We start from the raw sequence: 20,457 nt of genomic DNA, 5'->3' as shown, positions 1-20,457 counted from the left end.
ATTGATAAATACCCAGTGGCAAGCGACATGAAACATCTTGAATTAATCAAATAAGGTGCTGACGGACTTCTCCTCAAATACACGGACAATTGCTTCCGCAAGAAGTGAGGCGATAGATAGTTGTTTTATCTTCGGAGACTGCTTCGTTTCCGGAAGCTCGATTGAATTCGTAATGACCAATTCTTTGATTTGAGAGTTGTCAATTCGTTCAATTGCGGGACCCGACAACACGGGGTGTGTACAACAAGCATACACTTCTTTTGCTCCACTTTCGATTAATGCGCTCGCCGCAATCGTAATTGTCCCTGCTGTATCGATGATATCGTCAATCAGGATTGCTGTTTTCCCCTCGACATTCCCAACGATATTCATCACTTCAGCTACATTCGGACGAGGACGGCGTTTGTCGATGATTGCAATAGGAGCTTTCATACGGTCCGCCATTTTACGCGCACGCGTTACACCGCCATGATCCGGTGATACTATAACTAATTCGTCACTGTTGAATCCTTTTCCTTTAAAATATTCAGTAAGAATTGGTTCTGCAACAAGGTGATCAATTGGAATATCGAAGAAACCTTGGATTTGGGGCGCATGAAGATCGATTGCAATGACGCGATGCGCACCAGCCGTTTCAAGCAAGTTTGCAACAAGCTTCGCCGTGATTGGTTCACGTGAACGTGCTTTTCGGTCCTGACGTGCATAACCATAATAAGGCATGACGACATTGATTGTGCGCGCAGATGCACGTTTCAATGCGTCAATCATAATTAGAAGTTCCATCAAGTTTTCATTGACAGGGAACGATGTTGACTGGATGACGAACACGTCACAGCCACGGATACTTTCTTCGATATTGATTTGGACTTCTCCGTCACTAAATTGCTTAACGGAACATTTCCCTAGTGGTCGTCCGATTACTTCCGCAACTTGCTCCGCAAGTCTTTCGTTCGAATTCAAAGAAAATATCTTTAGTTTATCGTTCGGATAGTGATTAGCCATCATGTTCCCCCTGTTTACTTATGATTTAGTTTGTTAGTATATCCTTCTTTATTCTCCTGGCGCGCGCGCGCAATTGCAAGTGAACTTTCTGGTACATTTTTATTGATTGTCGACCCAGCGGCCACATATGCACCTTTACCAATTGTTACCGGTGCAATTAAATTGGAATTACATCCGATAAATGCGTCATCTTCAATCGTTGTTTGGTATTTATTTTTCCCGTCATAATTTACGGTAATTGAACCACAGCCCACATTCACATGCGTTCCGACATTAGCATCACCAATATAGCTCAAATGAGATACTTTACTTCCTTCGCCCAGTGATGACTTTTTCACTTCTACAAAGTTACCAATTTTCACATTATCACCTAGATTAGAATCAGGACGGATATGCGCAAAAGGCCCCACAGTTGTAGTTGAACCGACTATACTGGATCGTACCACTGACGAATGGACGGTAGTCTCATCCCCAATTACACTATCTATAATCTGGCTATTCGGTCCAATTATACATTTCCCGCCGATAACAGTGTTCCCTTCAATCATGGTACCCGGTTGAAGAACTGTATCTCGACCAATCTCAGCAGCCGCACTTATATACGTATTGTCTGGGCTGATGATAGTTACTCCATTACGCATATGCTTTTCAGCAATGCGTTGGCGCATTACTTGTTCAGCCTTAGCCAGAACCACACGATCATTGACGCCGAGCGTTTCACTAAAGTCATCCGTCACGTAAGCTGAAACAAGTTCACTCTCAGATTGTAAAATTCCGACAACATCAGGCAGATAGTATTCGCCTTGCGAATTGTCGTTTTTCACTTTTCTCAATGTCTCAAAGAGCGTACGGTTATCAAAACAGTACGTACCTGTATTGATTTCCATTACCTTTTGCTCTTCTATCGTTGCATCTTTTTGTTCGACGTTCCGTAGAACCTGTCCACCTGCGCCTCGGATTATACGTCCGTAGCCAGTTGGGTTATCTGCATAAGCTGTTAAGATGGTTGCTTTAGCGCCTGTTTCATTGTGATGGGCAATTAGTGCCTCCATCGTTTCAGAACGGATTAGGGGCGTATCTCCACAGACAACAATTGTCGTGCCATCAAGATTACCGATTAACTTCTCCGCCTTCTGAACAGCGTGTGCTGTGCCCAACTGTTCATCCTGCAATGCATATTCACTTTTATCTCCAAGTGTCTCTTCGACCATTTCCGCGCCATGCCCAACAACAGTGACAACGCGACCGGTTCCAAGACCCCGAATATGATCAATTACGTGTTCCACCATTGGTTTTCCGCAGACTGGGTGGAGTACTTTATATAAATCTGACTTCATCCGTGTACCTTGTCCTGCTGCAAGGACGATGGCATATGTATTTGTCATTTGAATGCCTCCAAAAATGTGTGAGGAAGGCCGATCCCTCTATTAATGTTTTCTTTATAAACTATAGCTGAAAACAGGCTTTTTTTCAACCTCTCTACTCTTGACAAGCTCATCGTTATTATTTTTCTATGCTCAGTCCCCTTTTAAAACTAAAAACAAGAAAAAACTGCCGCATTAAAAAAGGGCAGTCAATTTCACTATATAGGTGTTCTGCATATTATTGAAGAGGGCACGTCATGCGCCGGCTCCCTCGAATACTGGCTCTTCAGCAGACAGATGGTACGCCGCAAGTACGGCATCTTGGATTTTTGTGCGAGCATTCGTATTAATCGGGTGTGCTACATCGCGGAATTCCCCATCAGGTGTCCGTTTGCTTGGCATAGCTACGAACAATCCTTCATTTCCATCGATAACCCGAATATCATGTACGACAAATTCATCGTCAATCGTAATCGATGCAATCGCCCTCATCCTTCCATCAGTCTCCACCTTTCTTAACCTAACATCTGTTACTTCCATTCCCTACCACTCCTTTTGTCTTTAAAGCACATGAGGACTATATTCCACAAAAGTAAGCAATTTCCTTCTTTACAAACATAATTTTTTAAAAATTTGAAAGACAAGGAATAGAATGCCTACTTTGAATTCCTTTTTACTGTTGACAAAATGTACATAATCCGGTTATCCAGACTATTGAAAGGGACCACTATTATAGAATCGGACTAGGATTCTCACAGAGGAACCCTTGCAAAAATTCCGCATAGGAAAGGCGACATTTCGTTAAAACCAAACGAAATGTCGCCTAATTAAATTTAGATTTAATTGCAGGGTTTGAAATGTTCGTTTTTAGCGGCTTCGGTTAATCGGGGCCGCTTCCGTCATTCTGCTAAAAGCGCAATGACTTCAATTTCAATTTTTACGTCTTTCGGCAATCTTGCAACCTCAACAGTTGAACGTGCCGGGGTATGCGTACCGAAGTGCTGTGCGTAAATGTCGTTGACAGCAACAAATTCATTCATGTCTTTGATGAAAACAGTCGCTTTGATCACTTTATCCAAAGATGAACCTGCTTCTTTCAATACTTCTTTCAAGTTAGCGAACACTTGGTGCGTCTGGTCTTCGATTGTTTCCGCAACGAGTAGACCTTCCGGTGTTAAAGGGATTTGTCCAGAAGTGTAAACCATTCCGTTTACTGTGACTGCTTGTGCATAAGGGCCAATTGCCTTTGGCGCTTTTTCTGTTGCTACATAATTCATATCATTTTCCACCTTCCGCAAAATAGTTTCCTTCTTCTAACTCAATTGTTCGACGCTTCTCATTTACAGCTTGAAGTTTAACTAGGGAGAGATAATTATCGACCAACACTTCTTCTGCATGATCAGACTCTACTAAAACAGCGATGCCTGCCAGCTCACAGCCGAACTCTTCTAGCAGACTCTTCATCCCTAGTATCGTACCTCCCGCCTTCATGAAGTCATCTGTGATAAGGACCTTTAGACCGCTTTGCATACTTCTTTTCGATAAAACCATCGTTTGAATGCGCCTGTTTGAACCCGATACATAATTAATACTCACAGTAGACCCTTCGGTTACTTTGCTGTCTCGGCGAACAATAACAACTGGAACATTCAAGTGACGGGCAATTGCGTGGGCAATCGGAATCCCTTTCGTCGCCACCGTCATAATAACATCTATCTCTGTGTCAGCAAACGCTGAAGCAAATACCTTACCTACCCGGTCCATAATCCGTGGATTGCCAAGAAGATCTGTCATGAATAAATAACCACCAGGTAGCAATCGATCAGAATGACCAATTTCACCCATTAGCGTCGATATCACTTCACGAACAGCCGAATCCGACATTTTCGGAATGAATTTCACTCCTCCTGCCGCCCCAGACACCGTTATAAGTTTACCCGTTCCTTTTTCTTCAAACGTTTCTTTTACAATCGTCAAATCCTCACTAATCGAGGATTTTGCCGCTTGGTAACGTTCAGAAAAGAAGGTTAATGGAATTAGTTCATGTGGATATTCCAAGAGGTGGCGAGTCATATCTACAAGTCGCTCGCTTCTTTTCCACTTCATGGTACCATCTCCTAAACCCGAATATTTTAATGTACATTACCACAATTGTACGTGTTCAATCAAGAAATGTATGTCCACCGACCATTCTTACTGCATAGACTTCCGGACAGAATCCTTTTAACCCATTGTAAATGCGTGGCACTCTCGATTCATGTTTAACAAGGCCAAAAACGGTCGGGCCACTGCCACTCATCAATACCGCATCTGCACCGAACTTTTTCATCTGATCTTTCAACACGACGACTTGAGGATGAAGATTCATCGTAACGGTTTCGAGTACATTCCCAACTGATTTGCACATTTTGTCGTAGTCACCTGTTTTTAATGCGTCCACCATACCAGCTGTGTTTATATGTTCAATTGTAGTCAAGTCCAGATTTCCGTATATATCACCTGTTGATACTGAAATTGCTGGTTTGGCTAGAATGACCCAACATTTCGGTGGAGCGGGCAGAACTTCAATTATTTCGCCTCGCCCTGTAGCAAGTGCTGTTCCTCCGTGAACACAGAAAGAAACATCCGAACCAATTCGAGCCCCTAGCGAAGCAAGCTCTTCAACGCTTAATTTCAAGTTCCATAACCTATTCAAACCACGCAGTGTAGCCGCCGCATCTGAACTTCCGCCTGCAAGCCCAGCAGCTACAGGAATGCTCTTTTCAAGAGTAATCTCAACGCCTCTGGTAATGCCAAATTCGTTTTGTAAGAGTTCTGCGGCCTGATACGCAAAGTTTTTACGATCATTCGGTACGTACCGTTCAGATGCTTTAATTGTAATTTCACCGTTATTCATTGGACGGAGCCAGACCCTGTCTGCTAAATCGACCGTAGTCATTATCATTTCGACTTCATGAAAACCATCTGGCCGTTTATGTAATACATCAAGTGTTAAGTTGATTTTTGCAGGTGCTTTTTCATAAAGCATCCGGCTTCCCCCCATTCCAGCTTGTCTTTGTTCCCTATTTTACCATAGGGTGAAATAATTGCGCTGTGAAATGATAACAATTGGGTAATTCATTTCTCCTTGACGGAAAAAGCGACAAAAAAAGTTGGCCCGGTTGTCTTGACGACCCCGGTTCCAACTCTTCTTTTGTCAGCCTATTAGTGGGATAAAGGGTAATTCATAGCTGCTGTTTCTGTTGTGCTACTCCTCTTTCGGCCATTTCAATCGCTCGTTTCACCATATTACCTGCGTCACGTGATTTGATGCCACCCCAACCTTCCCGCTCAACAACATCGTAAAATCCAAGCTCTTTGGCAATTTCTACCTTTAAGCTCTCAGACATAATACCACGTTTTTTCGCCATTCGGTTTTCCTCCTTTTGGCTGACAAATTTAGTATGGACTAAATCAAATAAAAAACACCTCCACAGGGCATTCATTTCTGAATGGCTGTATAGGTGTTTCTTTACAAAATGTATTAAATCATAAATGCTGTAATCATTTGACTATGAATGCTGTAGGATCTGCACCCTCGAGAATTGTTATTTCAACCGCTTCGGTCAAAATGTCTGCATAGCTGTAAGATACTCTTTCAAACGCATTTTCATCCTGGTCAAGCTCAACTACGAATACTGCACGATATGTTTCTCGCAGGACTCCAGCTCTCTCAATCGTCTTCTTCCGACCGCCGTTTGCTTTCAAATGCAAACGTTTACCCAGATGTGAATCCAATGACTTCTTAATGTCCGCTAATGTTTTTGGCACGTCGCTTACACCTCACTAAGTATAAGCATAACACTTTAAAAAGGTTCTGTCAATTAAAAACTCCATTTTAACAATCGCTGAAGTACTTTGTCAATCATTTTATTATGAAAAAGCTTATTTTATTGTGAAAAATGTTCTTTTTTCGTTATTTCTTACGCTTTATGAAGAAATCCTCGTACAAGGCATTGGAAAGACTTGCAAATTCTGCAATTGTCAGTGTTTCCCCTCGTCTGCCTGGATCCATACCTATTTGTTCGAACGCTTTCAATATCTGCTCTTTTTTTAATTTGCCTTCAGGCAATGAAGATTGCAAGTTATTCAAGATCGTTTTTCTCCGTTGGACAAATGAACCTCTGGATACAACGAACATGAAGTCTTCATCAATCACTTCAGCGGGTGCAGATTCTTTTCTTGTTAAATGTAAAACGGCAGATTCCACGTTTGGTTGTGGCATAAAAACTGTCTTAGGCACAATCATAGCCACTTCCGCATCCATATAATACTGAATAGCGATTGACAGCGAACCATAAGCTTTCGTCCCTGGAACAGCAGTAATTCGATCCGCTACCTCTTTCTGCATCATGATAACCATTCCTGAGATAGGAACTTTACCAATCAAGAACTTCATGATAATCGGTGTTGTCACATAATAAGGCAAGTTTGCAACAACAACGACATCCTCGTAATCGGCAAAGTGTTCTTTCATCACTTGTAGAAGATCGACCTCCAGAATATCCTGGTGAACAATCGTAACGTTGTTATAAGGTGACAATGTGTCTTCCAAAACCGGTAAAAGACGGCCGTCAATTTCAAATGCCACCACTTTTCCCGCGCTTCTAGCAATATGTTCAGTCAGTGCACCTATTCCTGGTCCAATTTCAATAACGCCTGTTTTTTCCGTCAGGCCTGCATGAGTTATGATATTTCGTAAAATATTTGGGTCAATCAAGAAATTTTGCCCTAAACTTTTCTTAAGTGCAAAACCGTGTTTGGCAAGAATCTCTTTCGTCCTGACCGGAGTTGCTATATCTTTATTCATTATTTTCTTTCTCCTCCTTGTCTAGAACTTTCAACGTTTCTCCCAATCGTTCATAACCGATTCGGAACATCTCAAGCCGCTTTTTTAAGCCTTTCCCATTTACCGGGCCGATTTGTAGCAATTCACTCAAACGTTCTCGCCGCCTTTTTGCATCTGGATGACCAATTAGTCTCGCTTCCATCAAGTCCGCAAACGGGATATCAACAACTGGCTTATCCTCCACTGTATAAACAGAACGCAGCGCTGACCGGATGTCCTCATCGGCTGCATGCTCAATTCCGACACCTGAACCATTTTTAGCTATGGTCAACTTTTTTTCAAGAAATGCATGTTTAACGCCCGGAATCCGTTCTTCGATGATTGCGCGGATTCTTCTGCCCGGAAAGTCGGGATCGGTGAATACGATGACACCTCTTGTTTCCTGCGCATGGCGAATACGTATAAGTGTCAATTCATCGATTGCGGAACCGTTTGTTTCAATCGTATCTGCACCTGTAGCTCGTTTTAAGGCAACTGTATCAGACTTTCCCTCAACAACAACAATTTCTTTAATGTTCACAAAAATCCTCTTTCCCATTGCGTTCTTACCCTAATTCTACTCTGCACACAGGCGTATGTACAGATATGTAGGTGACCAATCATACTTCGGCATAACGCAATAATCCGCAGGACTACTTAGAGTCCTGCGGATTGTTATATCAATCGATAATTTTAACTTTCACTTGGCGTCTGCCGAATTTATAAGCATCGCTTTTCGTCGCAACATGAAGATCTATCTTTTTGCCCTTGATTGCGCCACCTGTGTCTCCTGCAACCGCGTGTCCATAACCTTCAACCCATACCTTTGAACCGAGCGGGATAACGCTCGGGTCGACTGCAATAACTTTCAAGTTCGGGTTAGCACGTAAATTAATGCCTGTAGCTGTAATGCCTGAACAACCATTACATCCTGCTGTATATGCTGTGGCCGTCACATAAAACTCTTTGCTCCCGGCTGATGAGTCGTTACGGGAAACCGTTTTGTTAGACGACTTTTTTGATGAGGGTGTCGCTGCGCTTGCAACTATTACTTTGGAGCCGATTGCAACAATTTTCTTTTGTGATGCTTTAATCGGTTTTTCATCTACTAACTTACGGGAAACTTCTTTTCCATTTTCTTTTACTACTTCAAACTTTTTTGAAACTAATCCTTTCTTTCCTGCCTGGACGATTTTCTCCCGTCCTTTCAGTAAAGTTGGATCGCTGCGTGTTTCAACTACAAAGTTTGCCGGTTCTTCCACTACATCGGTGACCTTTTCCACTCGTACGATTTCCACTATAGAACCCGGCTTTAAGTAACCATCAGCCTTTCCGTTCAGGCGATCGTCTCCATTCAGTTGAATGTTTTCTCTCTTTAAAAAGTCAGCGACCGTAGTCGAAGGTGACTGGACCTTCTTCTCTTTTCCTCCGTCATTCAACGTTACTTCAAACGCTTTTTGAATGACAATGCTGGTATCTTCCCCAAGTTGTTCATGAATCTGGGGTTTTACAACATCATAATCGGTCAGTTTAATACCGGCTTCAGCTAGTACGTCTTTCACCTTATGATTAGTCGTCCATATGGATGTGATTTCCTGGTCGACATTTATTTTGACTTGTTGCGACTGTTCCCACCTGATCGATAAACCATCTTCGATTGGTGTATTCACTGAGGGTGCCACTAAATCATGTTTGGCAACTTTAATATCCTGCTCGGATAAAAGGTTACCTACTGTATGTGCATGTGTCTTGATGTTAAGTTCTTCTCCGTCCACGTCCAACGTGATCGATTTCTTTGTTCCTTCAAAGAGAACAAGTGAAATAACAGTAACGAATAGCGCAAGTGAAACTGCGGTAATAGCTAAACGTTTACCCCTCAATGACTTAAAGAACAGGTTTTTCATCGTGCTTTTTTGCATGAAAAAAACTCCTCCTTCAGTACTCGGCAAATTATAAAGGTAAGTCTACAGAGTGTCAACCTATTTGGACTTAATTCATTGCAAGTTTAAGAAGTTCTCCATATGTAAAGGATGGAAAACTTCCTGTTCGTTTAATCAATCAATGTTAAATACTTTCAAAGCATTTTTTGTAGTCTTTTCTGCAACTTCCATAACTGGAATATTTTTCAGCCTCGCAATTTCTTCTGCAACCAAGGTCACCCAAGCTGGTTCGTTCCGCTTTCCACGGTAAGGGTGAGGTGCGAGATAGGGCGCATCCGTTTCTATTAATAAATGCTCAAGCGGTATTTCGGTAGCAACTTCTTTCGGTGTTTTTGCGTTTTTAAAAGTTACGGGTCCACCCAGCGAAATCATAAAGTTCATGTCGATGCATTCTCTTGCCGTTTCGACACTTCCTCCGAAACAATGCATGATTCCGCCCGTTTTTTCCGCTTCCTCTTCTCTCAAGATACGAATAACATCCGCCGTTGCATCCCGATTGTGGATAATAATGGGAAGATTTACTTTTTGTGCGAGCCGAATCTGCTTCCTGAACACTTCCTGCTGGATGTCTTTCGGTGATTTATCCCAATGATAATCTAGACCTGTTTCTCCAATCCCCACCACTTTAGGGTGCGCAGTTAATGATTCTATCCATGCCAAATCCTCTTCGGTACAATCGATTGCATCTACAGGGTGCCAGCCAACGACCGCGTAGATGAAGGCATGCTGTTCAGTTAGTTCCATTGCCCTTAAAATGGTTTTGCGGTCAAATCCAATAACCACCATTTTTTCCACACCAGCCTCAAGGGCTCGTAGAATTACTTCATCTACATCTTCTTCATACTGGTCTGCATTTAAATGGACATGTGTATCTATATACATCTCTTTTCGCCTCACAATGGTTTTATTGTAATTCAAAGAATTATGTTTTTCATCTCACACATTTAACAATACGATTACAAAACGGTTTTATTGCAGTGAAAGAAAAAACGGCGTTTCCAAGAGGGACGCCGTTTTTATTCATTCTTTTTTATTCTAGAACTTTGGCTTAACTACTCTTAAGCAACCTGCGAAAGTTTAACTTAGTTAACCTTGGCACCGTTTTCTAATGAAGGATCTACTGTTGCAAGTTTTAAAGTACCTTCTGATTTCCCTGCTAAAATCATGCCCTGGGATAGTTCCCCACGTAATTTAACAGGTTTCAAATTGGCAACAACGATTACTTTCTCACCAATAAGTGATTCCGGTTCGTAATGTTCCGCGATGCCTGAAACAACTTGCCTTTGTTCATAGCCAAGGTCCAGTTGTAATTTAAGCAGTTTATCCGCTTTTGGGATTTTTTCGCAAGCGGTTACTGTCGCAACTCGTAAATCGATTTTCATGAAATCATCGATTGTAATCTCAGCTTCTACTGTCTCTTCAATTTCAACTTTAACAGCTTCTTCTATAGGGGCACCTTCAGCAGGAGCCGTGATTGCCATCTGATCGCGAATATAAACGACCTCTACATCTGCATCCAGACGTGGGAAAATCGGTACACCTTTCTCTACAACTTTTGTTCCCGTTGGGATATTAGTAAAGTTACCAAGTGTGTCCCATGCAAGCAGTCCTTCATCCAGACCCAGTTGTGAAATAATCTGTTTCGGTGCTTCCGTCATGAACGGTTGCAATAACACAGCGATGTGGCGAAGCGACGTGGCAAGATGTAGCATTACCGATGCCAGTTGGCCTTTATCTTCTTCATTTTTCGCTAGTACCCATGGCGAGGTCTCATCGATATATTTGTTAGTCCGTGATATGAGCGCCCACAGATCACCAAGAACTGTACTGAATTGCATATTCTCCATTGAAGTTTCATATTTCTCGACTGTAATTGTCATGAAATCCGTCAAACTCTTATCGAATTCTGTCGCGACAATGTCTTCTGTTGGAATTTCTCCGTCAAAGTACTTATTAATCATCGATATGGAGCGGTTCAATAAATTCCCGAGATCATTTGCTAGGTCATAATTCGTCCGTTCAACAAAAGATTCGGGTGAGAATACACCGTCTTGACCAAATGGTAGCTCGCGAAGTAAGAAATAACGTGTCGCATCCAGTCCATAACGTTCAACGAGCATTTCAGGATAGACGACGTTCCCTTTGGATTTCGACATTTTTCCATCTTTCATCATGATGAAGCCATGTGCAAATACTTTTTTTGGTAAAGGCAAATCAAGTGCCATGCAAAAAATTGGCCAATAAATCGTATGGAAACGGACAATGTCTTTTCCGACGACATGGACGTCTGCCGGCCAGTATTTATTAAATAATGAATCGTCTTTGGTCTGATAACCGAGTGCGTTAATGTAGTTTGTCAGTGCATCGACCCACACATAAATGACATGTTTCGGGTCTTTCGGAACTTTTATACCCCAGTCAAACGACATACGGGAAACAGAGAGGTCTTCAAGGCCAGGTTTAATAAAGTTATTAATCATTTCATTCTTCCGAGATTCGGGTTCGATAAACTTCGGATTGTCTTCGTAATACTTCAATAGTCTGTCTGCATATTTCTTCATATTAAAGAAGTACGATTCCTCTTTTACTTTTTGGACTGGACGTCCACAGTCAGGACAATTTCCATCTTCAAGCTGTCCTTCCGTGAAATACGTTTCACAAGGTAGGCAATACCATCCTTCATACTCACCTTTATATATGTCACCATTATGGAGAAAAGTCTTAAAAATCTTTTCAACGCCCTCTTTGTGACGTTCTTCCGTCGTGCGAATGAAATCGTCATAGGAAATGTCCATAATGCTCCAGACTTTTTTCGCTATTTCAGCGATACCATCAACGTATTCCTGGGGCGGTAATCCGGCCTCATCAGCTTTTTCCTGTATCTTTTGACCGTGTTCATCCATTCCAGTCAAGAAATGGACATCAAATCCGCGTAGACGTTTATAACGTGCCATCGCATCAGAAGCCACAGTTGTATAAGCGGTACCAATATGGAATTTACCACTCGGATAATAAATAGGTGTTGTAATATAAAATGTCTTATTCAAATCAGCCAAGACTATTCCTCCAGTGTGTAAGTATATATTCTCTATTCTATCGAAAGGATCCCATCGACACAATGAAATAACTCGGCAACAGCCGCTTTCATTATATTTGCACATGTATTGGTGTATAACCGAGCGAAGGCTTCTTTTCAGAGGTAACAAGTTGTATAAGACTGACGGAAGGCATGTCTGCGCTCCAAACCAATCCAAAGAATTTCTTTAATTCAACATATCTCTTTGAAATTTTTATGTCTAAAATACGTTCTTTACAAGAAACTACTATTTTTCTCATAGTTTCTAATAAGATGTATTGACGTAAATTGGAAGATTTGGTATGATGGAAAACAGCAAGCGAATTATGTCGAATTTTGACGAAAATAATTGTTTTGAAAGGAGTTTAGCTATGAAATCCACTGGTATTGTAAGAAAGGTCGATGAACTCGGACGAGTTGTTATTCCGATTGAGCTACGTCGTACACTTGGTATCGCACAAAAAGACGCTTTGGAAATTTACGTTGATGAAGATAAAATCATCTTGAAGAAATATATGCCGAACATGACATGCTCCATTACGGGCGATGTGTCTGACGACAATTTAAGTTTGATTGATGGTAAATTGATTTTGAGCCCAGAAGGCGCAAAACAACTAATCAAAGAAATTGAAGAAAGCTTACAAAAATAATCATTAACCATCATTGTCCAGAACGGTTATCCGTTTCGGACTTTTTTCTTATATTTTCATACTCTTTTACTTCAATCAATTTCGACATGAAACTCTTTATAAACATCCCGACGGCTTAATCCGCGTTCATTTGCCACTTCCCTGATTGCCTCTTTTGAACGAAGCCCTTTTTGTTCTATTAATTCGGTTACATGTGCATGTATATCCAGGTCATGCCACCACGCTTGTTGTTCTTCAACAATTACCCCATCACTGCCTTCAATGACTATACAGAACTCGCCTCGTATTTCATTCGATTCTGCCCATAATACAGCCTCTTCAAGCGTACCGCGAAGAAATTCTTCAAAACGCTTTGTTAGTTCCCTTGCCAGAACAACTGAACGTTGTCCACCAAAGCTATCTTGTAGCGCACGTAAACTTTCCTTCAACCTGTGAGGAGCCTCATACAAAATAACTGTTTCTTCCCGCTGCTTTAAATGATCTAATTGAATCGTCCGCGCTTTTTTCTGGCGCGATAAAAAACCGTAAAACAGAAAGGGCTGCGGTACCAATCCCGATGCCACCAATGCGCTGATTGCCGCATTTGCGCCAGGAACAGGTACTACATCATAGCCTGCACCAATCGCTTTAGACACAATATCCGCGCCCGGATCAGAAATACAAGGCATACCAGCATCACTGACAAGTGCTACTGACTTTCCGTCTTCCAGTAGTGTCAAAATCTTTTCTCCACCAAATTCTATATTATGTTCATGATAACTTATAAGAGGCGTTTTAATTTCAAAGTGATTACACAACCTGATCGTATTTCGCGTATCTTCTGCTGCAATCGTATCGACTTCATTCAATATACGAATTGCACGATATGTCATGTCTTCCAGATTGCCAATTGGTGTCCCGACCAAAAATAGTTTTCCGCCGCCCAGCTCAGCACTTTTTTGTGACTTCATCGACATTACGCCTCTTTCCAATATAATTTTCTTTGGCATCTCTTTTCAGTTGTTTGAACTGATATTCCGCCTGCATTGCTTCACGTTTTGTTTCAAAGCTTTCATGATAAATACAGCGGACAGGTTTTTTTGCACGGGTATACTTCGCGCCTTTCCCTTCATTATGTACACGAACCCGTTTTTCTAAATCATTTGTATAACCGGCGTAATAAGAGCCATCGTTGCATTCTAAAACATAGAAAAGATGCTCACTCGTTTTTTCCATATAGGAGGCGCCTCACTTCTTCCGTGTATTCATTATCAGCACCGTATACATAGAGGGGCGGCAGTATTTTCAAGTCGGGTTTGCCGTCTTTTATCCCCTCAATTAATAATGTATTCGCTTCTTTGCCCTCTTTGGGATAAACAAATTGAATCCGCTTAGGTTCCAAACGATTGGCACGCATTGCAGTGACTATATCGAGTAAGCGCCCGGGACGATGAACAAATGCTACTTTTCCACCCTGTTTTAACAATTCACTCGCTGATTGGATAGCTTGGTCAAGTTTCAAATGGATTTCATGTCTGGCAATCGCCAGATGCTCGGATAAGTTCCTTTCGCTGGCTTCATTTGAAGGGAAATACGGGGGATTACAAGTCACTGTGTCGTACTTTTCAGAACCTATTTTTGCTGCGATTCCGATAACATTGTCATTAACGATTCGAATTCTACTTTCTAACCCATTGTATCTAACACTTCTTTGAGCCATTCCCGCCAAACGTTCCTGCAATTCAACGGCAATAATATCAGCGTTTGTTCTTGCACTTAAAAACAATGGAATTGCTCCATTACCGGCACATAAGTCTACAATTTTTCCACCACGTATCGGAACATATGCAAATCTTGCCAGCAATACTGCGTCCAGGGAAAATGAGAATACGGACGGGCTTTGGATTATCCGTAAATTTTCAGCCAATAAATAATCAAGCCGCTCATCATCTTGTAAAAATTCATCCATAATAATTTCCCCCATTTTAAAAAATCCGTAAAGTGCCTAGCGTACAAAGAATAAAAGAAAAGCCGACGCCTACATTATAATAGGATCGGCTCATTTCATACGTTTTGTTTATTTAGAAAAGAGAGACAGAACAGACAGTCTTCCCCTTTACGACTACCTCCGTAATGGACATTGCAGACGTGGAACCCTTCGTTATACAGGCGTGCTAAATTATCGACACCTTCGCCAACATCTATCGTATTCGGTTTCTTCCGATGCTTGCGCGTATTGATAATTTCTTCTGTTTGTTCATTCATTTGTTTATCCATTTCTTCAAGCCGCTTGCGCAAATGATGGTTTTCGAGTTGAAGCGAATGGTTCTCTTCCGTCATCTGCGCGACGAATCCAATCAATTCGCGGAATTGCTTTTGCATAGATTCGAGTTCTTGCTCGAATTCCATAACCCTATCCAGAAAGTTCCTTTCTTTCAACTATCCCACCCCATTATTTCATCAATTGAGCTATATTTTTTTGTTGCTCTACTATCTCTTCCAATGTATATTCTAGAACCAAGTCCTGGTCTGTCATACTTACTTGAAGAAGGCGTTCAAGTAAATTCAGTCCGACAACTTTCCCTGGTCCCTCTGCTGTTTGGACACGTGTACCAATGTCCGGCATCAGTGCTTTTGCCTCTTCGTAATCATCATTCTCATATTTCAAGCAACACATAAGTCGCCCACATAAGCCTGAAATTTTCGATGGATTAAGTGATAAATTCTGATCCTTAGCCATTTTTATAGAAACCGGCTCAAAATCACCAAGGAATGTCGAACAACACAGCATCCGACCACAAGGACCAATACCCCCAAGCATCTTCGCTTCATCGCGTACGCCTATCTGACGTAGTTCAATACGCGTGCGGAAAATCGAAGCAAGGTCTTTAACAAGGTTTCGGAAATCTACACGGCCTTCTGCTGTAAAATAGAAGACAATTTTGTTTCGATCGAATGTATACTCGACATCAACTAACTTCATTTCCAACTTATGTTCAACGATTTTTTCTACACCTGTGCTAAAAGCCCTCTCAGCTTCGAGTAGATTTTCCTCCACTTTTTCGAGGTCCTCGGTTTGTGCGGGACGAATAATTTTTTTGAGTGGCAAGACCACATCATTTTCACCGACTTCTCTTACTTTACCTGTAACTTTACCGTATTCGATTCCTCGCGCGGTTTCAACGATGACATAGTCACCTTCATCGAAAGCGTAATCGAGTGGATCGAAATAATATATTTTACCCGCTTTTTTAAAACGGACTCCTACAACTTTATACAACAAGTAACCCCTCCTGCATGCTGAGCACCAATTGTTCCATTAAAAGCGTGCGATTCATATTGCCGTGTAATTGCTTTTTGGCTCGCAATATTGCCTCCATGTTAGCAGACAAACGGCTATATGTCATCTTCATCGAAAGACCTTTAATAAGTTCTTGCTGATCAGGAAATGCCGCTGTTGACTGCAATCCTGCTTTAGAAGCGACTACATCTCTATATACATAGAGAAGCAAGTCGAGTCCGCTTTCAGTATCTTCCTTCTCTTTGATTAAAGGGACCCATTCTGATTGGATGAACAATAACGCTTCATGGACATGTCGATCCGATGCTTCAACCAATTTTACCACTGTTTTTCGTATGTGTGCAAATTGATCATCGCCTGCTAGCCGAAATGCTTCTTCCTGATTGGCTGTTACCATCGAAACCGTCGCCGCCATTGATGGAGTAATTCCCTTTTCAACAAGCTGACCAATCATTATTTCTCTAGAAGGTGGTAAAAAAGATACGCGTTGACACCGCGATTGGATCGTAGACAAAATCGATTGATACGAATCGGTTAGTAAAATTGCCGTTACATCCCCTTCAGGTTCTTCAAGAAACTTAAGAAGCGTATTCGCTGCAGCAACATTCATCCGATCTGCCCTACTAATTATATATATTTTCTTGCCTGCTTCATAACCCTTTTTCGTCATACTGAAAACAAGATCGGACATCTGATCTTTTTTGATATCTTGTCCGTCTGGTCGGATGAGCGTTACGTTGGGATGATTGCTGGATGAAACACGACGGCAGGAATGGCATGTTTCACATGGAACAGATTTTTCGGGGTTAATACAAAGGAGCAGTTTGGCAAAAAAAATGGCTGCAGCTTCTTTCCCAGTTCCACGCTCACCATCAAACATGTACGCATGTCCAATCCGTCCATTTTTATGTGAAGAACTTAAGCGTTGAATTACTATTTTCTGTTCCCGCACCAGCCGGTCAGTACCTTCTTCTGTCATGTTAACCACACCTCCCCCGTGTTCAAAAAAAACCGTGTTTCTAAGCGATAGAAAGCACGGGATTACATGTATAGATTAATAAGAAGCCCTTTGATTTCTCCTATTTTGGCTAATAAATCAACGGATGTTTTTTCTTCGTCCAATAAATCATTTGCCAGTTCAATTAATCGATCGTCAATCGTTTCAACAAGTTTTAATCGGCGCCCTTCACCGAATTGATTCCATGAGTGGGACTGTTTAAGCCCCATTCCAGATTCAACGGCTTCTTTTAAAAAGCGCTTGATGAGCATTTTGAATTTGGCCATATCACGCAAGTTTCGTGAACGGGCAATTCGGTCCCCGGCCGATGAAATATCTCCGAGAAGCCTAGTAATTTGCTCACCTTGAAGACGCTGTTCCTGTTTAACAACCATCTGACCAAAACGTGTTCCGCCTTGTGATGTCTGCAAGGGATCATTTCGCGTCTTATCAAGTCCAGCTCTATAATCACCATTGACTTTCATTTCGGCTCACCTCTGTCCATCAAAAATGATGGAAATGTTCGATTGGAAGGACAAATACCGTCGCGCCACCAACTTCAACTTCAACTGGATATGGAATATATGAATCAGCATTTCCGCCCATTGGCGAAACAGGTGCTACCATTTGATCGCGTGAACGGCAATTTTCCCGAATAAGTTCTAGTGCCTTCGGAACAAGGGTTTCGTCGGTCCCGATTAGGAACGTCGTATTTCCAGATCTAAGAAATCCTCCCGTACTGGCTAATTTCGTTGCCCGGAAGTCTCCTTTGGTTAAAGCCGTAGATAATCGGTTACTATCCTGATCTTGTACAACTGCTACAATCAATTTCACGATAATCTCCCCTTTTCCGCTTTCCAACCATTATATCATGAATCTGACTTTTTAATGAGTTGGGCGCATACGATTTTCCAAATATTTTCCGTTACCTGCTCTTGAGAGAGCGAAGCATCTGTAACTTTTATTCGTTCGGGATACCGCCGAATAAGTTCTAGATACCCCTCGTAAACCAGCTCATGGAAATGCAGACTCTCTTTATCCAATCGATTCTCTTCGCGCATTTCGTTTGCTGCAATTCGCGCAAGTCCTGCTTCTGGATTGATATCGAAGAACACTGTCAAGTCAGGCATTGTGTCACCTATAGCGAACTCGTTAATAGATAGAACCTCATCGATTCCAAGTCCGCGGGCATGCCCCTGATAGGCTAATGAGCTATCGACAAAACGATCGCACAAGACAATTGTTCCTTCCCTGAGTGCCGGAACAACTTTTTCAACAAGATGCTGCCTTCTAGCAGCCGCATAAAGAAGCGCTTCCGTTTTGGCATCCATTTCCTGATGTTCGTTATCCAGAATAATCTCACGGACTTTTTCCGCAATCCGTATTCCGCCAGGTTCACGTGTCAAAATAACCTGTTTCCCTTCATTCTTCAAGCGTTCATATACCTCTTTAATAACAGTTGTCTTACCGGCCCCTTCAGGACCTTCAAACGAAATGAATTGACCTTCCAGTATCATATTATTCCTCCGCTCTATTCTTTACCACAATTATCTGTTTTTCATCAATTTGAATGGATCCCTGGAACTTTGCCCCCATTTGAAGTAGTTTGTCCAGTGATTGGATATGCGCTTCACTTACAGTTTCCCCACGGATCAAGAGGGGTATACCAGGCGGATATGGAGTAATCGACTCCGCCGCAACACGATTCACTGACTCTTTGTAAGGAATCCATTCTACTTCCATATGAGCCATTTCATCAGACGTATAAGCTAGGCAAGTCAACTCTTCTTCGTACAGGGCTAGATCTTCTATCCCCTCAGTATTTTCTGTTGCAGGCAGACCCACAACCGCTGTCTTGATGCTGTTACAAGTTTCAGCAAAGGGATAAAATATTTCTGATTTCAATAGCGGTAAAACAAATAACACCTGATAAGGGTCTGCCAGTTCCCCGAATATCCCTACCGCTTCCAGCCGCTTCTGCAGATCAAAGCCTGAACAACCCTCTATTCGTAAAATAAGTTTTAAGGGATCATCCGTTTTAATCGTTAGAAGTCGCGGAATGAGATTGAGTTGTTTGATAAAAATCTCACGCCGTTCCATGAACTTATCTTTATCTTCTTTACTAAAGGATTCCGCGAAAGCTCGGGCATCATCAAGTGAAGCCATCAATAAATAAGAGGGACTGCTAGATTGTAACATCCCTAAATAAGAAGCAACTTTCTCCGAAGATATATAATTAGTGCGCATATGTAGAAATGAGGCCATCGTCATAGCCGGTAACGTCTTATGTGCTGATTGCACGACTATATCCGCTCCCATCTCCAATGCCGAACGCGGGAACGGTTCACCTACGACAAAGTGTGCTCCGTGTGCCTCGTCCACCAATACAGGTACTCCATTCATATGACAAAGTCTGATTGTTTCTTCCAGCTCCAAACCTGTTATGCCGTAATAGGTGGGGTAAGTCAGAATAACAGCTACTGCCTCTGGAAACGCCTGGAGCGCCTTGTTGACTTGCGCAGACGTCACAGTGCCAGCTGTCTTGGTTGCTTCATCCCAAGCTGGAGATACAAACACAGGTCGGGCCCCCGTCAACTCAATAGCATGGAAAATCGACTTATGCGCATTACGCTGAACGATAACAGTATCTCCTGCACGGCAAGTTGCATAAACCATTGCAAGATTTCCTACGGTTGTGCCATTCACCAAAAAAAAACTACGGTCGGAACCGTACAACGAAGCAAGCTTCTGCTGCGCCTTTTCAATAACACCATTCGGTTCATGGAGATCATCAAGTCCCTTTAATTCAGTGAAGTCATATTGAAGTGCTCCCTGCAGTTCGGAAGGTAATCCAGAAAGCATTCCATGCTTGTGTCCCGGCACGTGAAATGAAATCGGATTTGCATCTTTAAATTTGGTTATTGCCTCAACAAGTGGACGTTCAGAACTTTTCAATACAATTCCCACTCCCTTTTCTTCCTTCTATTATATACGACTATAGATAGGGATGAGTATCAATAAATCCTGTTAATACCGCTTCGACGCTGTTTGGATGCCTCCCCAAAGCACCAAACAATCTAAAATCCAAACTCCCAATTGTATCTCCCTCAAAAATGAACGCCTCTGCGCCAAACCATTTACATTTTCATGTATGCCATCAATATAATCTACGGTTAAAATCTTATATAAACATAAAAAAAGCCATTACCCGAAGGCAATGACTTTACTTTGAGACCGGCGACGTCCTACTCTCACAGGGGGAAACCCCCAACTACCATCGG

24 protein-coding genes are annotated in these 20,457 nt (G+C 42.0%); 1 reads left to right on the top strand and 23 read right to left on the bottom strand.

What is annotated here, in order from left to right:
• Positions 1-42: 42 nt before the first annotated feature.
• The 13 genes from AC25Y6_RS15770 to metG all read right to left on the bottom strand — a co-directional run bounded on the left by AC25Y6_RS15770 (position 43) and on the right by metG (position 12,229).
• Complete coding sequence (locus tag AC25Y6_RS15770) at positions 43-1,002, bottom strand: ribose-phosphate diphosphokinase (RefSeq protein ID WP_488143694.1); 960 nt, start codon at positions 1,000-1,002, stop codon at positions 43-45.
• A gap of 14 nt (positions 1,003-1,016) precedes the next feature.
• Complete coding sequence (gene glmU, locus AC25Y6_RS15765) at positions 1,017-2,387, bottom strand: bifunctional UDP-N-acetylglucosamine diphosphorylase/glucosamine-1-phosphate N-acetyltransferase GlmU (RefSeq protein ID WP_488143693.1); 1,371 nt, start codon at positions 2,385-2,387, stop codon at positions 1,017-1,019.
• Between the two features lie 234 nt (positions 2,388-2,621).
• Positions 2,622-2,906: a septation regulator SpoVG gene (gene spoVG, locus AC25Y6_RS15760; RefSeq protein WP_482103221.1), complete on the bottom strand. Its 285-nt coding sequence runs from the start codon at positions 2,904-2,906 to the stop codon at positions 2,622-2,624.
• A 359-nt stretch (positions 2,907-3,265) separates the two neighbouring features.
• Complete coding sequence (locus AC25Y6_RS15755) at positions 3,266-3,643, bottom strand: RidA family protein (protein WP_482103222.1); 378 nt, start codon at positions 3,641-3,643, stop codon at positions 3,266-3,268.
• A gap of 1 nt (position 3,644) precedes the next feature.
• Positions 3,645-4,472, bottom strand: a complete 828-nt coding sequence (gene purR, locus AC25Y6_RS15750) for a pur operon repressor (RefSeq protein ID WP_482103223.1) — start codon at positions 4,470-4,472, stop codon at positions 3,645-3,647.
• 55 nt (positions 4,473-4,527) lie between these two features.
• A complete protein-coding gene (ispE, locus tag AC25Y6_RS15745) occupies positions 4,528-5,394 on the bottom strand; it encodes a 4-(cytidine 5'-diphospho)-2-C-methyl-D-erythritol kinase (RefSeq protein WP_482103224.1) in 867 nt (288 codons plus the stop codon).
• Between the two features lie 196 nt (positions 5,395-5,590).
• The gene (locus AC25Y6_RS15740) at positions 5,591-5,776 is read right to left on the bottom strand and encodes a small, acid-soluble spore protein, alpha/beta type (RefSeq protein ID WP_482103225.1); all 186 of its coding nucleotides are present in this window, start codon (positions 5,774-5,776) and stop codon (positions 5,591-5,593) included.
• Between the two features lie 133 nt (positions 5,777-5,909).
• Entirely contained in the window at positions 5,910-6,176 is a 267-nt protein-coding gene (veg, locus tag AC25Y6_RS15735) for a biofilm formation stimulator Veg (RefSeq protein ID WP_482103226.1), read from the bottom strand.
• Positions 6,177-6,321: 145 nt separating this feature from the next.
• Entirely contained in the window at positions 6,322-7,215 is an 894-nt protein-coding gene (gene rsmA, locus AC25Y6_RS15730; protein ID WP_482103227.1) for a 16S rRNA (adenine(1518)-N(6)/adenine(1519)-N(6))-dimethyltransferase RsmA, read from the bottom strand.
• Positions 7,208-7,774: a ribonuclease M5 gene (gene rnmV / locus AC25Y6_RS15725; protein WP_482103228.1), complete on the bottom strand. Its 567-nt coding sequence runs from the start codon at positions 7,772-7,774 to the stop codon at positions 7,208-7,210. The genes rsmA and rnmV overlap by 8 nt, the downstream gene beginning before the upstream one ends.
• 139 nt (positions 7,775-7,913) lie before the next feature.
• On the bottom strand, positions 7,914-9,152 hold the full coding sequence (locus AC25Y6_RS15720; protein WP_488143692.1) for a resuscitation-promoting factor: 1,239 nt from the start codon (positions 9,150-9,152) through the stop codon (positions 7,914-7,916).
• A 135-nt stretch (positions 9,153-9,287) separates the two neighbouring features.
• A complete protein-coding gene (locus tag AC25Y6_RS15715) occupies positions 9,288-10,055 on the bottom strand; it encodes a TatD family hydrolase (RefSeq protein ID WP_488143691.1) in 768 nt (255 codons plus the stop codon).
• A 200-nt stretch (positions 10,056-10,255) separates the two neighbouring features.
• On the bottom strand, positions 10,256-12,229 hold the full coding sequence (gene metG, locus AC25Y6_RS15710; protein ID WP_488143690.1) for a methionine--tRNA ligase: 1,974 nt from the start codon (positions 12,227-12,229) through the stop codon (positions 10,256-10,258).
• Between the two features lie 391 nt (positions 12,230-12,620).
• On the opposite strand from metG, the gene abrB reads away from it, so the two are divergent.
• Positions 12,621-12,899, top strand: a complete 279-nt coding sequence (gene abrB, locus AC25Y6_RS15705; protein WP_149582631.1) for a transition state genes transcriptional regulator AbrB — start codon at positions 12,621-12,623, stop codon at positions 12,897-12,899.
• 71 nt (positions 12,900-12,970) lie between these two features.
• Here the strand turns inward: abrB and rsmI are convergent, their stop codons facing one another.
• From rsmI to AC25Y6_RS15655, 10 genes are all read right to left on the bottom strand, one after another.
• On the bottom strand, positions 12,971-13,849 hold the full coding sequence (gene rsmI, locus AC25Y6_RS15700; RefSeq protein ID WP_488143689.1) for a 16S rRNA (cytidine(1402)-2'-O)-methyltransferase: 879 nt from the start codon (positions 13,847-13,849) through the stop codon (positions 12,971-12,973).
• Entirely contained in the window at positions 13,827-14,114 is a 288-nt protein-coding gene (locus tag AC25Y6_RS15695; protein ID WP_482103233.1) for a GIY-YIG nuclease family protein, read from the bottom strand. The genes rsmI and AC25Y6_RS15695 overlap by 23 nt, the downstream gene beginning before the upstream one ends.
• Positions 14,098-14,847, bottom strand: a complete 750-nt coding sequence (locus AC25Y6_RS15690; RefSeq protein ID WP_488143688.1) for a tRNA1(Val) (adenine(37)-N6)-methyltransferase — start codon at positions 14,845-14,847, stop codon at positions 14,098-14,100. The genes AC25Y6_RS15695 and AC25Y6_RS15690 overlap by 17 nt, the downstream gene beginning before the upstream one ends.
• A gap of 95 nt (positions 14,848-14,942) precedes the next feature.
• Entirely contained in the window at positions 14,943-15,317 is a 375-nt protein-coding gene (gene yabA / locus AC25Y6_RS15685; protein ID WP_482103235.1) for a DNA replication initiation control protein YabA, read from the bottom strand.
• A gap of 13 nt (positions 15,318-15,330) precedes the next feature.
• Positions 15,331-16,158, bottom strand: coding sequence for a PSP1 domain-containing protein (locus AC25Y6_RS15680; RefSeq protein ID WP_482106332.1), 828 nt, complete (start codon positions 16,156-16,158; stop codon positions 15,331-15,333).
• On the bottom strand, positions 16,151-17,158 hold the full coding sequence (gene holB, locus AC25Y6_RS15675; RefSeq protein ID WP_482106333.1) for a DNA polymerase III subunit delta': 1,008 nt from the start codon (positions 17,156-17,158) through the stop codon (positions 16,151-16,153). The genes AC25Y6_RS15680 and holB overlap by 8 nt, the downstream gene beginning before the upstream one ends.
• A 62-nt stretch (positions 17,159-17,220) precedes the next feature.
• The gene (locus AC25Y6_RS15670; protein ID WP_482106334.1) at positions 17,221-17,661 is read right to left on the bottom strand and encodes a YaaR family protein; all 441 of its coding nucleotides are present in this window, start codon (positions 17,659-17,661) and stop codon (positions 17,221-17,223) included.
• Positions 17,662-17,680: 19 nt separating this feature from the next.
• On the bottom strand, positions 17,681-18,010 hold the full coding sequence (locus tag AC25Y6_RS15665) for a cyclic-di-AMP receptor (RefSeq protein ID WP_482103239.1): 330 nt from the start codon (positions 18,008-18,010) through the stop codon (positions 17,681-17,683).
• A 35-nt stretch (positions 18,011-18,045) separates the two neighbouring features.
• Positions 18,046-18,687, bottom strand: coding sequence for a dTMP kinase (gene tmk, locus AC25Y6_RS15660; RefSeq protein ID WP_488143709.1), 642 nt, complete (start codon positions 18,685-18,687; stop codon positions 18,046-18,048).
• Between the two features lie 7 nt (positions 18,688-18,694).
• Positions 18,695-20,143, bottom strand: coding sequence for an aminotransferase class I/II-fold pyridoxal phosphate-dependent enzyme (locus AC25Y6_RS15655; RefSeq protein ID WP_488143687.1), 1,449 nt, complete (start codon positions 20,141-20,143; stop codon positions 18,695-18,697).
• Between the last annotated feature and the right edge of the window lie 314 nt (positions 20,144-20,457).

It is taken from the genome of Sporosarcina sp. Y1004 (assembly GCF_057669665.1).
Note: the sequence above shows the minus strand (reverse complement) of the source record. Positions and strands in the feature narration are given on the sequence as shown.

Excerpts from the sequence above, each read along its gene's own strand:
- AC25Y6_RS15770 (WP_488143694.1), bottom strand. The coding sequence starts at position 1,002 with ATGGCTAATCACTATCCGAACGATAAACTAAAGATATTTTCTTTGAAT.
- glmU (WP_488143693.1), bottom strand. The coding sequence starts at position 2,387 with ATGACAAATACATATGCCATCGTCCTTGCAGCAGGACAAGGTACACGG.
- spoVG (WP_482103221.1), bottom strand. The coding sequence starts at position 2,906 with ATGGAAGTAACAGATGTTAGGTTAAGAAAGGTGGAGACTGATGGAAGG.
- AC25Y6_RS15755 (WP_482103222.1), bottom strand. The coding sequence starts at position 3,643 with ATGAATTATGTAGCAACAGAAAAAGCGCCAAAGGCAATTGGCCCTTAT.
- purR (WP_482103223.1), bottom strand. The coding sequence starts at position 4,472 with ATGAAGTGGAAAAGAAGCGAGCGACTTGTAGATATGACTCGCCACCTC.
- ispE (WP_482103224.1), bottom strand. The coding sequence starts at position 5,394 with ATGCTTTATGAAAAAGCACCTGCAAAAATCAACTTAACACTTGATGTA.
- AC25Y6_RS15740 (WP_482103225.1), bottom strand. The coding sequence starts at position 5,776 with ATGGCGAAAAAACGTGGTATTATGTCTGAGAGCTTAAAGGTAGAAATT.
- rsmA (WP_482103227.1), bottom strand. The coding sequence starts at position 7,215 with ATGAATAAAGATATAGCAACTCCGGTCAGGACGAAAGAGATTCTTGCC.
- AC25Y6_RS15720 (WP_488143692.1), bottom strand. The coding sequence starts at position 9,152 with ATGCAAAAAAGCACGATGAAAAACCTGTTCTTTAAGTCATTGAGGGGT.
- AC25Y6_RS15715 (WP_488143691.1), bottom strand. The coding sequence starts at position 10,055 with ATGTATATAGATACACATGTCCATTTAAATGCAGACCAGTATGAAGAA.
- abrB (WP_149582631.1), top strand. The coding sequence starts at position 12,621 with ATGAAATCCACTGGTATTGTAAGAAAGGTCGATGAACTCGGACGAGTT.
- rsmI (WP_488143689.1), bottom strand. The coding sequence starts at position 13,849 with ATGAAGTCACAAAAAAGTGCTGAGCTGGGCGGCGGAAAACTATTTTTG.
- AC25Y6_RS15695 (WP_482103233.1), bottom strand. The coding sequence starts at position 14,114 with ATGGAAAAAACGAGTGAGCATCTTTTCTATGTTTTAGAATGCAACGAT.
- AC25Y6_RS15690 (WP_488143688.1), bottom strand. The coding sequence starts at position 14,847 with ATGGATGAATTTTTACAAGATGATGAGCGGCTTGATTATTTATTGGCT.
- holB (WP_482106333.1), bottom strand. The coding sequence starts at position 17,158 with ATGACAGAAGAAGGTACTGACCGGCTGGTGCGGGAACAGAAAATAGTA.
- AC25Y6_RS15670 (WP_482106334.1), bottom strand. The coding sequence starts at position 17,661 with ATGAAAGTCAATGGTGATTATAGAGCTGGACTTGATAAGACGCGAAAT.